This is a genomic window from Bacillus sp. VA13 (assembly GCF_055710085.1).
Genome location: NZ_JBVQPP010000002.1, coordinates 160,754 through 174,610, shown reverse-complemented (window position 1 = coordinate 174,610; position 13,857 = coordinate 160,754). Strand labels below are relative to the sequence as shown.

General features: G+C 47.3%; 11 protein-coding genes. 6 read left to right on the top strand and 5 right to left on the bottom strand.

Features of this window, described 5'->3' with window-relative positions:
• Nucleotides 1-264: 264 nt before the first annotated feature.
• A complete protein-coding gene (abnB, locus tag AC0C66_RS09130; protein WP_072181651.1) occupies nt 265-1,683 on the bottom strand; it encodes an arabinan endo-1,5-alpha-L-arabinosidase AbnB in 1,419 nt (472 codons plus the stop codon).
• 72 nt (nt 1,684-1,755) lie between these two features.
• Nucleotides 1,756-2,745, bottom strand: a complete 990-nt coding sequence (locus AC0C66_RS09125) for a Gfo/Idh/MocA family protein (protein ID WP_072181650.1) — start codon at nt 2,743-2,745, stop codon at nt 1,756-1,758.
• A 243-nt stretch (nt 2,746-2,988) separates the two neighbouring features.
• Here AC0C66_RS09125 and hutP point away from each other — a divergent pair, with 243 nt between their 5' ends.
• The 6 genes from hutP to AC0C66_RS09095 all read left to right on the top strand — a co-directional run bounded on the left by hutP (nt 2,989) and on the right by AC0C66_RS09095 (nt 10,462).
• The gene (hutP, locus tag AC0C66_RS09120; protein WP_003243875.1) at nt 2,989-3,435 is read left to right on the top strand and encodes a hut operon transcriptional regulator HutP; all 447 of its coding nucleotides are present in this window, start codon (nt 2,989-2,991) and stop codon (nt 3,433-3,435) included.
• A gap of 112 nt (nt 3,436-3,547) precedes the next feature.
• Nucleotides 3,548-5,074 (top strand): histidine ammonia-lyase, encoded by a 1,527-nt coding sequence (hutH, locus tag AC0C66_RS09115; protein ID WP_014115737.1) that lies wholly within the window; start codon nt 3,548-3,550, stop codon nt 5,072-5,074.
• Nucleotides 5,071-6,729, top strand: a complete 1,659-nt coding sequence (gene hutU, locus AC0C66_RS09110; RefSeq protein ID WP_072181649.1) for a urocanate hydratase — start codon at nt 5,071-5,073, stop codon at nt 6,727-6,729. The genes hutH and hutU overlap by 4 nt, the downstream gene beginning before the upstream one ends.
• Nucleotides 6,730-6,741: 12 nt before the next feature.
• On the top strand, nt 6,742-8,007 hold the full coding sequence (gene hutI, locus AC0C66_RS09105) for an imidazolonepropionase (RefSeq protein WP_072181648.1): 1,266 nt from the start codon (nt 6,742-6,744) through the stop codon (nt 8,005-8,007).
• Nucleotides 8,000-8,959 carry a formimidoylglutamase gene (hutG, locus tag AC0C66_RS09100; protein ID WP_072181647.1) on the top strand — a complete coding sequence of 320 codons (960 nt, stop codon included), beginning with the start codon at nt 8,000-8,002 and terminating at the stop codon, nt 8,957-8,959. Before hutI ends, hutG begins: the two co-directional genes overlap by 8 nt.
• A 75-nt stretch (nt 8,960-9,034) precedes the next feature.
• Nucleotides 9,035-10,462: an amino acid permease gene (locus tag AC0C66_RS09095; protein ID WP_072181646.1), complete on the top strand. Its 1,428-nt coding sequence runs from the start codon at nt 9,035-9,037 to the stop codon at nt 10,460-10,462.
• A 42-nt stretch (nt 10,463-10,504) separates the two neighbouring features.
• Here AC0C66_RS09095 and AC0C66_RS09090 read toward each other — a convergent pair whose 3' ends face one another.
• The 3 genes from AC0C66_RS09090 to deoC form a co-directional block, all read right to left on the bottom strand.
• Entirely contained in the window at nt 10,505-11,806 is a 1,302-nt protein-coding gene (locus tag AC0C66_RS09090) for a pyrimidine-nucleoside phosphorylase (RefSeq protein ID WP_072181645.1), read from the bottom strand.
• Nucleotides 11,807-11,835: 29 nt separating this feature from the next.
• Nucleotides 11,836-13,017: a nucleoside permease NupC gene (gene nupC / locus AC0C66_RS09085; RefSeq protein WP_014115743.1), complete on the bottom strand. Its 1,182-nt coding sequence runs from the start codon at nt 13,015-13,017 to the stop codon at nt 11,836-11,838.
• A gap of 94 nt (nt 13,018-13,111) precedes the next feature.
• Complete coding sequence (gene deoC / locus AC0C66_RS09080) at nt 13,112-13,783, bottom strand: deoxyribose-phosphate aldolase (protein ID WP_014115744.1); 672 nt, start codon at nt 13,781-13,783, stop codon at nt 13,112-13,114.
• Nucleotides 13,784-13,857 lie beyond the last annotated feature (74 nt).

Sequence of the window (13,857 nt, the reverse complement as noted above, 5' to 3'; positions counted from 1 at the left end):
ACAATACAGACTATTTTCATATTACATGATGGGTCATATTGGATAAATAGGTAAAAGGGTCTGTCTTAAGGAGAGTTATCCCGGTTCTAAATTGCTAAAAATTCGATTTGTATGATTTTATAAGGGGAATGATAATCATAAAGGGGGTCTTTTTGTTTAGGCCTTCAACCTCACTACCATTTCTAGTTTTTTCTCACTCTTAACCGTTACTTATAGTCAATAAAGATCATAAAAAACGCCTTCTCTCGAAGGCGCTTCTCCATCTTATTTAGATCCCCAAACAGTCTCACCGCTGCCATTCAATACACTAAACGTCATCACGTTCTTCTCTCTCACCGAATCCCACTGCTGTAAAAACACTCCGCTATACTTCTTGCCGGCTAACGTAAGTTCAGCTGTATTTTTTCCGGTTTTCTTCCATGTTCCAGTCATTTCCCCGGAAATGGTATGGTTTTTGTTGAGCTGGATGTTGATGGTTTTTTTGATGTCGGCTGAGATGTCTTTTCCGTGCTGGATGAGTTTGTATGTTCCTGTGATGTCTTTTTGTTTAACTTCTTTCAGTGTTTCTCCTGCGTAACGATATGGCGCTGTTACCGGCCAGCCGTCTTTGTTCATGAACATTTGGTGGACTCTGACTTCGTGTTCTTCACCTCTGCCCGGGAAGCGGCTGTGAAAGATTAAATAGGAGCGTCCGGTTTTTTCGTCATAATATGCGGAGTTGTGGCCTGGTGAGACGTAACCGGTTCCTTTTTCTTTTTCTGTCTCAAATGAATAGCTGCCCATGAGTTTGACGCCGTACGGTTCAATGGAACGATCGTCGAAGAATGTTCCTTCTTTTCCGCGGACGTCAAGCATCGAGTTGCCTTCTGCGTCATAGTATGGGCCGTCCGGTTTTTTGGAGCGGGCCACACGGAGGTTGTAGCCGCCTGTTGCGTCGAGACCGCCATATGACAGGTATAAGTAGTAGTATTGGGTGTCTGGATTGTAGAGAACATATGGGCCTTCAATTCTGCTGTGGTTGCCGCCGAGCAGTTTTTTCCCGTATCCCTGCCCAGGAAGCGGGAAGCCCGTTTTCGGATTCATTTCAAGAATGAAAATGCCGCCTGAGTATGATCCATACACCATCCACAGCTTGCCGTTTTTATCAAAGAAGGTATGCGGGTCTACGACATTCGGATGTTTGGTCGCGTCATACGGTGTTCCATCATCGCTTGTTCCTTCCATGCCTGATTTCAAAAAGATGCCTTTGTTTTTGTATGGGCCTTCGATGTTATCTGCGACGGCGACACCCATGGCGGATCTAGGCGAGTCGCCGCGGCAGGCGTTGTAGTACATGTAGTATTTGCCATCCGCCAGCTGTGTGACGTCAGCCGCCCACAGGGTATCGGATTGCGCCCATTCGAAGGTATCTTTTAATTCTTCGTAGACATTCGGAATCAGAGGATTGTCGTTGCTTACACTGGTGGTCAGCTGCTGCCATTGCATGAGGTCATTTGTTTTTGCTGAAGCAAGATGAGATCCAAATACATAAAAGGTGCCGTTTGTCTCAATGACGGAAGGATCATGAACGCTGACTTCTGTAAATACGGGTTTTTCTGCCTTTTGTGCATAGACGGGGTTTGGCAGGGTGAAGGCCATGATAAGGGCTGCAAGAAAACATACACGGAACAATCGGTTCAACATCTACACAGTTCGCCTCTCTTTTTCATTAAATTTTTAAACGCTTACATTTTTCTATGAAGGAACCCCGGCCCGTCATAAAAGCCGGAGGTTTTCATATTCAAACGGATAGGTAATTCCCCACTGTTCTCTTACATTGTCCATGATTCTCATGACATCCAGGGAGAGACTGATGGTCTGGCTGTCTGTTTGATGCAGGACTGCTGCTTGCATATCCTCTACTTCATAGTTCAACCCTTTTGCCGTTTCTCCTTCTTTCATCATCTCTGTTTTTCCATTTGCGTACGTAATGAACGCTTTGTCCGGCCTTGTAAAGTCGTCGACTGTGATAAAGCCGTTTTCTCCAGCGACTACGCCTCTTTTTGGCATTTTCGCCCTCATTGTCAGTGATATGACAGCCATTTCGTTGTCTGCGTTTTTTAGAATCATGCCTGACTGCTCGTCTACACCTGTGTCAGTCGGCTTGGCCGTGCTGAGGATCTCATTTGGCTGGCTCGTGAGAAAGTACCTTGCGAAAGCGAGCGCATAGGCTCCCGTGTCTAGTAGTGCGCCGCCAGCCAGTTCTTTATTAAAGAACCGATTTGTGACGTCGTATGGCTTGCGCGTTCCAAAGGAGACTTGAACCATTTTAAGAGGCCCGATGCGACCCATCTTCACAATCTCACGGAGTTTTTTGTACAGCGGCATATGGTAGATGGTCATCGCTTCAGACACAATCAGCTGTTTTTCTTGAGCCATGCTGATGATCTCCTTTAGCTGTCTCGCATTGACGGTAATGGCCTTCTCACAAAGAACATGCTTGTGATGCTGAAGGCATTTCATCATATATTCATAGTGATTGGAATGCGGAGTGGCAATGTAGACAATATCGACATTCTCATCTTGCAGCAGTTCTTCATAGCTGCCGTATGCTTTATCGACATGATGCTCCTTGGCGAACTTCTTTGCTTTGTCTAAGTTTCGTGACCCTGCGGCATAGACCGTTCCGTTTACTTCTCTCAGTGCTTTGGCGAAATCTGAAGCGATTGCGCCAAGTCCGATGATTCCCCAATTTAAGCTCTTCACTGCACTTCGCTCCTCTTTTATTGAAATTTATATCTAGAGTACGACAGCCGCCGCCCGCACTCCTGTCTGGCTACGGTATGCAATGTGCTGAAAGAAAACCCGTCCTGCTTTCTGCGTCACGCTATTACAATAGCAATCTAACTTGTTAAAGACTGTAAAAAACCTTTTGACTTCTGCTGCTGAACCAATTAATATAATACTCAGTTAATAGTTATCAGAATTTTTAGGAATTGAGTGATTCATATGACACTGCATAAAGAGCGTCGGATCGGCCGGCTGTCTGTTCTTCTGCTGCTGAATGAGGCGGAAGAGAGTACACAGGTCGAGGAGCTGGAGCGAGATGGATGGAAGGTCTGTCTCGGCAAGGTAGGATCAATGGACGCGCATAAAGTAGTAGCCGCAATTGAAACCGCTTCCAAAAAGAGTGGTGTCATTCAATCTGAGGGTTATCGCGAGTCACATGCGTTATATCATGCGACGATGGAGGCTTTGCATGGCGTGACCAGAGGTGAAATGCTGCTTGGATCGCTGCTTCGGACAGTGGGCTTGAGGTTTGCTGTTTTGAGGGGAAATCCTTATGAAAGTGAAGCAGAAGGCGATTGGATCGCTGTCTCGCTTTACGGAACAATTGGGGCGCCGATCAAAGGACTTGAGCATGAGACATTCGGCGTTGGAATCAATCACATATGAAACAGCCCATAGATCTTAGGCGATAGGGGGCTATGCGTGAAAACAGATTTTCACAGCATAGCCCCTTTTTGTATGGGCGCTTTACCAAAGTAAAGACAAAGGAGTTGGACTTATGGTGATTTTAGACGGTTCTTCATTGACAACAACCGATGTCGCGCGTGTGCTGTTTGATTTTGAAGAAGCAGCGGCTTCTGAAGAAAGTATGGAGCGCGTAAAAAAAAGCAGAGCGGCAGTGGAACGGATTGTTCACGAAGAAAAGACAATCTACGGCATTACCACCGGATTTGGCAAGTTCAGTGATGTCCTGATTCAGAAAGAAGACTCGGCGGCGCTGCAGCTGAATTTAATCCTTTCTCATGCCTGCGGTGTCGGCGACCCTTTTCCTGAGTGTGTTTCCAGGGCAATGCTGCTTTTACGCGCCAATGCGCTGTTAAAAGGGTTTTCCGGTGTACGTGCTGAGCTGATTGAACAATTGCTTGCTTTTTTAAATAAACGCGTCCATCCTGTCATCCCCCAGCAGGGATCACTTGGCGCAAGCGGGGATCTGGCACCGCTTTCCCATCTGGCACTTGCGTTGATCGGCCAAGGAGAAGTCTTTTTTGAGGGGGAAAGAATGCCAGCAATGACGGGATTGAAAAAAGCCGGTATTCAGCCGGTAACGCTGACATCCAAGGAAGGGCTTGCCTTGATTAACGGGACTCAGGCCATGACCGCTATGGGTGTGGTCTCATACATTGAAGCTGAAAAACTAGCCTATCAAACTGAGCGCATTGCCAGCTTAACGATTGAAGGGCTGCGAGGAATTATAGATGCCTTTGACGAGGATATTCACTTAGCCCGCGGCTATCAGGAGCAGATCGATGTCGCAGAACGAATACGTTTCTATCTATCTGACAGCAGCCTGACAACCTCCCAAGGAGAACTGCGGGTACAGGATGCATATTCATTGCGCTGTATTCCGCAGGTACACGGTGCGACTTGGCAGACGTTAGGCTATGTCAAAGAAAAATTAGAGATTGAAATGAATGCAGCTACGGACAATCCTCTCATTTTCAATGATGGTGACAAAGTCATCTCTGGCGGAAACTTTCACGGACAGCCGATTGCCTTTGCCATGGATTTTCTGAAAATCGCAATTTCAGAGCTTGCGAATATCGCAGAGCGCCGGATCGAGAGACTTGTAAATCCACAGCTGAATGACCTGCCGCCGTTCCTAAGCCCTCATCCCGGTCTGCAATCCGGTGCAATGATCATGCAGTATGCCGCGGCCTCACTCGTTTCTGAAAATAAAACACTGGCCCATCCTGCAAGTGTGGATTCTATTCCGTCATCCGCAAACCAAGAGGACCATGTCAGCATGGGAACCATCGCCGCTCGGCATGCTTATCAGGTGATCGCGAATGCAAGAAGAGTCATTGCGATCGAAGCGATTTGCGCATTGCAGGCGGTTGAATACAGAGGCATAGAACATGCAGCGTCCTATACCAAACAGCTTTTTCAGGAAATGAGAAAAGTCGTGCCGTCCATTCAGCAGGACCGTGTGTTTTCCTATGACATTGAACGCTTGACGGACTGGCTGAAGAAGGAATCTTTATTACCAGATCATCAAAATGAAGAACTGAGGGGGATGAACATATGACTGATGTAAAAAAATCAATCCGTGCCAACAGGGGAACAGAGCTTGAATGCTTAGGGTGGGAGCAAGAGGCGGTGCTTCGGATGCTTCGAAACAACCTTGATCCGGAAGTCGCCGAGAAGCCGGAGGACCTCATCGTATACGGCGGGATTGGCAAAGCCGCACGGGATTGGGACGCTTTTCACGCCATTGAGCATTCCTTGAAAACACTAAAAAATGATGAAACATTGCTCGTGCAATCCGGAAAGCCCGTTGGCATGTTCCGTACACACCCGCAGGCCCCGCGCGTGCTTTTAGCAAATTCTGTTCTTGTTCCGAAGTGGGCGGACTGGGAGCATTTCCACGAGCTTGAGAAAAAAGGGTTAATGATGTACGGGCAAATGACGGCAGGCAGCTGGATTTACATTGGCTCACAAGGCATATTGCAAGGAACCTATGAAACCTTCGCTGAGCTGGCGAGACAGCATTTCGGAGGAAGTTTAAAAGGAACATTGACGCTGACAGCCGGGCTCGGCGGAATGGGAGGCGCCCAGCCGCTGTCTGTCACGATGAATGAAGGAGTCGTCATTGCCGTTGAGGTTGATGAGAAACGCATCGACAAGCGCATTGAAACAAAATACTGCGACCGTAAAACAGCCTCGATTGAGGAAGCATTAGCGTGGGCTGAAGGGGCAAAGCTGGCAGGAAAACCTTTGTCCATCGCTCTTCTCGGAAACGCGGCTGAGGTTCATCACACACTTTTGAACCGAGGCGTCAAAATTGATATTGTGACGGATCAGACATCTGCCCATGACCCTTTAATCGGTTATGTTCCCGAGGGCTATTCACTTGATGAAGCTGACCGTTTGCGGCAAGACAATCCAGACCTTTACGTGCGCCTTGCGAAGCAAAGCATGAAAAAACATGTGGAAGCCATGCTGGCCTTTCAACAAAAGGGCTCTGTTGTATTTGACTACGGCAACAATATCCGGCAAGTCGCAAAGGATGAAGGGCTGGAGAATGCCTTCGATTTTCCGGGGTTTGTCCCTGCCTACATTCGCCCCTTATTCTGCGAAGGAAAAGGACCGTTCCGCTGGGCGGCGCTTTCCGGTGATCCGGCAGATATTTACCGTACGGATGCGTTATTAAAAGAACTGTTCCCGGAACATAAAGCTCTTCACCGCTGGATTGATATGGCACAGGAAAAAGTCACGTTCCAAGGCTTGCCGTCCCGTATTTGCTGGCTTGGATATGGAGAACGAAAAAAGATGGGCCTCGCCATTAACGAGTTGGTTAGAAACGGAGAGCTAAAAGCGCCTGTCGTCATTGGAAGAGATCATTTGGACTGCGGGTCTGTCGCCTCTCCAAACCGGGAGACAGAAGCGATGAAGGACGGAAGTGATGCTGTCGGCGATTGGGCTGTGCTAAATGCGCTTGTCAATACGGCGGCGGGTGCAAGCTGGGTTTCCTTCCACCATGGCGGAGGCGTTGGAATGGGCTATTCCCTGCATGCCGGCATGGTCGCGGTTGCCGATGGAAGTGAGCTGGCTGACGAGCGGCTTGCCAGAGTCTTAACGAGCGACCCGGGAATGGGCATTATCCGTCATGCGGATGCGGGTTATGAACGTGCCGTTGAAGTAGCGAAGGAACAGGACATTATCGTGCCGATGCAAAAATAAAGGAGTGATGACATGCCGAAACAAATTGATACGATGCTCATTAACATTGGTCAGCTTTTAACGATGGAAAGCAGCGGCCCCCGTGCGGGCAAAAGCATGCAGGATCTTCATATGATCGAAGACGCTGTTGTCGGCATCCATGAACAGAAGATTGTGTTCGCCGGAAAAAAAGGGGCTGAAGCCGGTTATGAGGCAGACGAAATCATTGACTGTTCGGGACGGCTTGTAACGCCGGGCCTCGTTGATCCGCACACCCATCTTGTATTTGGCGGATCTCGGGAAAAGGAGATGAATCTTAAGCTTCAGGGCATCTCATATTTAGATATTCTGGCGCAGGGCGGCGGGATTCTGTCTACTGTCAAAGACACTAGGACGGCTTCAGAGGAAGAGCTGCTGCAAAAAGGCCATTTTCACCTGCAAAGAATGCTGTCCTACGGTACGACCACGGCTGAAGTGAAAAGCGGCTATGGCTTGGAAAAAGAAACAGAGCTGAAGCAATTGCGTGTCGCAAAAAAACTGCATGAAAACCAGCCTGTTGACCTTGTCTCCACGTTTATGGGAGCCCATGCGATACCTCCCGAATATCAACACAATCCGGATGAATTTCTGGATCAAATGCTTTGCCTTTTGCCGGAAATCAAAGAGCAAGAGCTCGCCAGCTTTGCAGATATTTTTACAGAAACAGGCGTTTTTACCGTCAGTCAATCCCGCAGATATTTAAGAAAAGCGGCCGAGGCGGGATTCGGGTTAAAAATACACGCAGATGAAATTGATCCGCTTGGAGGAGCTGAATTAGCGGGTGAGCTAAAGGCTATCTCAGCCGACCATTTGGTAGGTGCCTCAGACGAAGGCATAAAGAAATTGGCTGAGTCAGGAACAATCGCCGTCCTCTTGCCGGGCACGACATTTTATCTTGGCAAAAGCACATACGCCAGGGCAAGAGCTATGATTGATGAAGGTGTATGTGTCAGCTTGGCAACGGATTTTAATCCTGGCAGCTCGCCGACTGAAAATATCCAGCTGATCATGTCGATTGCCGCGCTTCATCTGAAAATGACTGCGGAAGAAATATGGCATGCGGTCACAGTCAATGCCGCACACGCCATAGGAAAAGGAGAAGAAGCCGGTCAGCTCAAAGCCGGCCGATCAGCTGATCTAGTCATTTGGCAAGCCTCGAATTACATGTATATTCCGTATCACTACGGCGTCAATCATGTACATCAAGTCATGAAAAACGGAACAATTGTAGTTAACAGGGAGGGAGCCATTCTTGGATAAATACCCTTTTCTCAGAGAGGCAGGTTCTTCGTTTAAAGACCGGGATGTAACAAAAATGAGCGACCTGATATCAAAATGGGACGGCCAAAGTATTAAAGGGCCAGCATTGATAGGTGTCCCTCTATCAAAATCCTCTATCAGTCATTCAGGCGCTTCCTTTGCTCCCGGAACAATCCGCCAGGCACTCAAACATTCATCGGCCTATTCTGCGGAGCTTGAAGGACATGTCGTATCAGATTTTCTTTACGATCTGGGGGATATCGACATTCATGTAACTGATATCGTAAAGTCACATCAGCAAATCTTCCATACCATGCACGCTCTGCTTTCGGACCATCCAGATTGGGTGCCGCTCATACTCGGGGGAGATAACTCGATCAGCTACTCCACCATAAAAGCGATAGCACAAACAAAAGGAACGGCAGCAGTTATTCAATTTGATGCCCATCACGATGTTCGAAATACGGAGGACGGGGGGCCGACAAACGGCACCCCCTTCCGCCGCCTTTTGGATGAAGAGATCATTGAAGGCCAACATTTGATCCAGCTGGGTATCAGAGAATTCAGCAACAGTCAGGCATATGAAGCATATGCAAAAAAACACAACGTGAACATTCACACGATGGGCATGATTCGTGAAAAAGGACTAGTCCCGACGATAAAAGAGATTTTGCCTGATATTCAATCAAGAACAGACTCCATTTTTATATCCGTTGATATGGATGTCTTAGACCAGTCCCATGCACCCGGCTGTCCAGCGATTGGCCCGGGCGGCCTCTATACAGACGAATTGCTCGAAGCAGTCAAGTACATCGCACAACAGCCCAATGTTGCCGGGATTGAAATCGTTGAAGTTGATCCTACCCTCGATTTTCGAGATATGACAAGCAGAGCCGCAGCTCACGTTCTGTTACACGCATTAAAAGGAATGAAACGCTCCCCATTCAAGTGATCTTCTGGCAGGTTGTATTTTGGGTATGAGAAACTCATCTGCCTAATGAATGGCAGCTAAAAGGAGGGCGAGACGGTGGATCTACAGGAGAACAGCGGCCAACAGCTAAAACGCACGATGAAAAGCAGGCACTTATTTATGATCTCATTGGGAGGCGTCATAGGGACAGGGCTTTTCCTCAGCACGGGTTATACGTTAAACCAAGCTGGACCCGGCGGTACGATACTCGCTTATTTAATCGGCGGGTTGATGATGTACCTCGTCATGCAATGTCTCGGTGAATTGTCAGTCGCCATGCCGGTGACCGGATCTTTTCAAAAATATGCTACCACATTCATCGGGCCATCTACCGGTTTTATGGTCGGCATCATGTACTGGGTGAATTGGGTGGTGACGGTAGGTTCTGAGTTTACCGCATCAGGTATTCTCATGCAGCGCTGGTTTCCTGACAGCAGCGTATGGATGTGGAGTGCGGTTTTTGCAGCTCTCCTTTTCATATGCAACGCATTTTCAGTCAAGCTATTTGCGGAAACCGAATTCTGGTTTTCCAGCGTGAAGATTGTCACGATCATTTTATTTATCATTTTAGGAGGAGCCGCCATGTTTGGTTTGATCTCTTTAAACGGGACGGCAGATGCTCCTATGTTGTCAAATTTCACAGGTCATGGAGGGTTGTTTCCGAATGGTTTTCTCGCCGTTTTTATCGCCATGATATCTGTGAGCTTCGCCTTTTCCGGTACAGAATTAATCGGAGTCACAGCCGGAGAATCAGCAAATCCTCAAAAGGATATTCCGCGATCCATCCGTAATGTTGCATGGAGAACAGTCATTTTTTTCATTGGCGCTGTCTTCGTATTATCCGGGCTGATTTCATGGAAAGAAGCAGGCGTGATTGAAAGCCCGTTTGTAGCCGTATTTGCGGAGATCGGAATCCCTTATGCCGCTGATATTATGAATTTCGTCATATTAACTGCCTTGCTGTCCGTCGCCAACTCGGGCCTATATGCTTCAACCCGTATGATGTGGTCGTTAGCAAACGAAAACATGATCAGCTCCCGTTTTAAGAAAGTCACATCTAAAGGCATTCCCTTAAATGCCTTAATGATCAGTATGGCCGTATCTTGTTTATCTCTCGTTTCCAGTATCGTGGCGCCCGGAACTGTATATGTGGTGATGGTAGCGATTGCTGGATTTGCAGGAGTCGTGGTCTGGATGAGTATTGCGTTGTCTCAACTCTTGTTTCGAAAGAGATTTCTTAAAAAAGGGGGGAATGTAAAAGATCTGACATTTCGCACGCCGCTTTATCCTCTTATGCCTATAGCCGCTCTTTTATTATGTTCAGCTTCTTGTATCGGTCTTGCTTTTGATCCCAATCAAAGAATCGCACTCTTCTGCGGAGTTCCTTGTATCATCCTATGCTATCTCATCTTCTATTTCAAAAGAAAGTTTGAGAAAGCAAAAAAAATCAGCCAAGAAGAATATCAGATCGATCATATCCTTTAATCAAAACAGCACACCCCACTCAGGATGGGATGTGCTTTATTTTTATTCCGTAATTAACGTATGAATCAGCTTCGGCGCCTTCGCTTCCGCTGCGATACAGATGTTGTCATAGACTTTTGCGACGACTTCATCGACGTTTTCGCGGTTGGCGTAAAGCGTAACAAGAGGCTCGCCTTTTTCTACCTTGTCGCCGACCTTTTTGCGGAGCATGATGCCGACAGCTAAATCGATTTCGTCTTCTTTTGTGGCGCGTCCGGCACCTAACAGCATCGCTGCAACGCCGATTTCGTCCGCGACAATTTCGGAGACAACACCGGCTTCTTTGGCAGGCACATCAATTTGATATGCAGCTTGCGGAAGCTTAGATGGATCGTCAACAATCGAGCTGTCGCCGCCTTGGTTTTTGAGGAAGTCCTTGAATTTTTCAAGCGCTTTGCCGTTTTTCATGACTTCTTCCAGCTTCGTTCTCGCTTCGTCCAATGTATCAGCTTTTTTCGCAAGCACAACCATTTGGCTTCCGAGCGTTAAGACAAGCTCATGAAGATCCTCAGGGCCCTCGCCTTTGAGCGTGTCGATCGCTTCTTTAACTTCAAGGGCATTTCCGATCGCAAAGCCGAGCGGCTGGGACATGTCAGAAATGACAGCCATTGTTTGGCGGCCGACGTTATTGCCGATACGAACCATCGCTTTGGCAAGTTCAGCTGCGTCTTCTTCTGTTTTCATGAAGGCGCCCGCTCCCGTTTTTACGTCAAGCACGATGGCGTCCGCCCCGGCAGCGATTTTTTTGCTCATAATCGAGCTTGCGATCAGCGGAATGGAATTGACCGTTCCCGTTACATCACGAAGCGCGTACAGTTTTTTATCAGCCGGCGTTAAATTGCCGCTTTGGCCGATGACGGCGACCTTGTCGCGGTTCACAAGCTTAATAAATTCGTCCTTTGAAAGTTCCACGTGAAAACCGTCGATTGCCTCTAATTTATCAATCGTACCGCCCGTATGGCCGAGGCCGCGGCCGGACATTTTGGCAACCGGCACATCAAGAGCCGCAACAAGCGGGGCGAGAACGAGTGTTGTCGTGTCGCCGACGCCGCCGGTGGAGTGTTTATCCACTTTAATCCCTTCAATGGCAGAAAGATCAATCGTTTCACCGGAGTTCACCATCGCCATCGTCAAGTCCGCGCGTTCACGGTCACTCATATCCTGGAAGAAAATCGCCATAGCAAGCGCGCTTGCTTGATAATCAGGAATGCTTCCATCTGTATAACCTTTCACGAAAAATTGAATTTCTTCAGTGGTGAGTTCTTTTCCGTTTTGTTTTTTGATGATGATATCTACCATTCTCATGTTTGGTCACCGATCCTTTTCGATTAAGTTCAGTAAATCAAGCCCACAATTGCTGCTGATAAAAAGCTGACAAGCGTAGCGCCGTATAATAATTTCAGGCCAAAACGAGCGACAACATTTCCTTGCTTTTCATTCAGTCCTTTTACGGCACCGGCAATGATACCGATCGAGGAGAAGTTCGCAAATGACACAAGGAATACCGATACGATCGCTGTTGTACGGCCGCTGAAATGGAAGCCGTTTTGCGTTAGCGACGTCATGGCAACAAATTCATTCGATACCATTTTTGTTGCCATAATGCTTCCCGCATTAACTGCTTCGTTCCATGGGATACCCACAAGAAAAGCGAATGGAGCAAACACATATCCAAGAATGCCTTGGAAGGAAATACCGAATACTGCATTAAAAATGCCGTTAATTAAGGCAATAATCGCAACAAATCCGATCAGCATCGCAGCGACGACCACCGCTACTTTGAAGCCGTCAAGGATGTATTCTCCGAGTACCTCGAAGAAGGATTGTTTTTCCTCTTCTTCGACACGAAGCATATCCTCTTCTTTTTTCACATCATAAGGATTAATAATTGAAGCGATGATGAAACCGCCAAATAAGTTCAAGACCAGTGCCGTTACGACATATTCCGGTTTCAGCATCGTCATATATGCGCCGACGATTGACATTGATACGGTTGACATCGCAGAAGCGCAAAGCGTGTACAAGCGCTGCTGATTTAAAAGACCGAGTTCTTTCTTCAAGGAGATAAATACTTCTGACTGCCCTAAAATGGCTGAAGCAACTGCGTTATACGACTCCAGTCTTCCCATACCGTTTACCTTGCTGAGGGCAAGGCCGATATATTTAATAATAAACGGGAGGATCTTCCATTTTTGCAGAATCCCAATCAAGGCGGAAATAAACACGATTGGCAAGAGAACGTTCATAAAGAATGTCGTTTGATCCGCATTCACCAAGCCGCCAAACACAAAGTTGATTCCTTCTGCCGCGTATTCAAGCAGGTAACCGAATCCTTTTGCAAATCCTCCTACGAGGAAATTCCCTACCCCGGTATTGAGGAGAATGTAGCCGAGAATAAATTGCAGAATGAGCATAACAACAATTGGGCGGATCTTAATTCTTTTTTTCCCGCTGCTTGCGATCCACGCAAGGCCTAAAAACACGATCAAACCGATTATCCCAATCAAATACTTCATATGTGTTTCTCCTTTGTTTGTATTCGCTTACAATAACTACTTCCCCAGAAAAGATAGAAGAGTAACGGAAAGCAATGTGCCTTCCGTCTACTTCTTAATAGTTGTCTCCGCCTGATGCGTTTTCGCCTTTTACAATGGAAACGCCTGCGCTTGCGCCGATTCGGCTCGCTCCCGCCTCGACCATTGTGTCTACATCTTCTTTCGTTCTGACGCCGCCGGATGCTTTCACGCCGATATCAGGGCCTACCGTTTTGCGCATTAAGGCGATATCTTCCTTCGTTGCACCGCCTGTAGAGAATCCCGTTGATGTTTTCACGAAATCCGCTCCCGCAGAAACCGCTAAACGGCACGCGCGTTCTTTTTCTTCATCAGTCAGAAGGCACGTTTCGATAATGACTTTGACAAGCGCTTTTCCGGCTGCAGCTTCCACCACACCGCGGATATCCGCTTCAACTATATCGTCTTCTTTGTCTTTCAACGCCGCAATGTTAATAACCATGTCCACTTCAGTGGCGCCTTTTGAAATCGCGTCTTTTGTTTCGAACGCTTTTGTTTCAGTTGTGTTGGCACCGAGCGGGAAGCCGATGACCGTACAGACGTCAACTCCAGTTCCCTCAAGCTCTTTTGCAGCAAGCTCTACCCATGTCGGATTGACACATACTGAAGCAAATTTGTATGTTTTTGCTTCTTGAATTAATGTTAGAATCTCCGCTTTTTGTGTATGCGGTTTCAAAGCTGTATGATCAATTATGTTAGCTAATGACATCCTTCGCACACTTCCTTTTTTGTTAAGATATTTTTTAGCATAACCGACTTTTGAACATATGTAAATTGGTAATT

Coding starts and splice junctions, on each gene's coding strand:
- nupC (WP_014115743.1), bottom strand. CDS start 13,017: ATGAAGTATTTGATTGGGATAATCGGTTTGATCGTGTTTTTAGGCCTT.
- hutU (WP_072181649.1), top strand. CDS start 5,071: ATGACTGATGTAAAAAAATCAATCCGTGCCAACAGGGGAACAGAGCTT.
- deoC (WP_014115744.1), bottom strand. CDS start 13,783: ATGTCATTAGCTAACATAATTGATCATACAGCTTTGAAACCGCATACA.
- hutH (WP_014115737.1), top strand. CDS start 3,548: ATGGTGATTTTAGACGGTTCTTCATTGACAACAACCGATGTCGCGCGT.
- hutP (WP_003243875.1), top strand. CDS start 2,989: ATGACACTGCATAAAGAGCGTCGGATCGGCCGGCTGTCTGTTCTTCTG.
- AC0C66_RS09090 (WP_072181645.1), bottom strand. CDS start 11,806: ATGAGAATGGTAGATATCATCATCAAAAAACAAAACGGAAAAGAACTC.
- hutI (WP_072181648.1), top strand. CDS start 6,742: ATGCCGAAACAAATTGATACGATGCTCATTAACATTGGTCAGCTTTTA.
- abnB (WP_072181651.1), bottom strand. CDS start 1,683: ATGTTGAACCGATTGTTCCGTGTATGTTTTCTTGCAGCCCTTATCATG.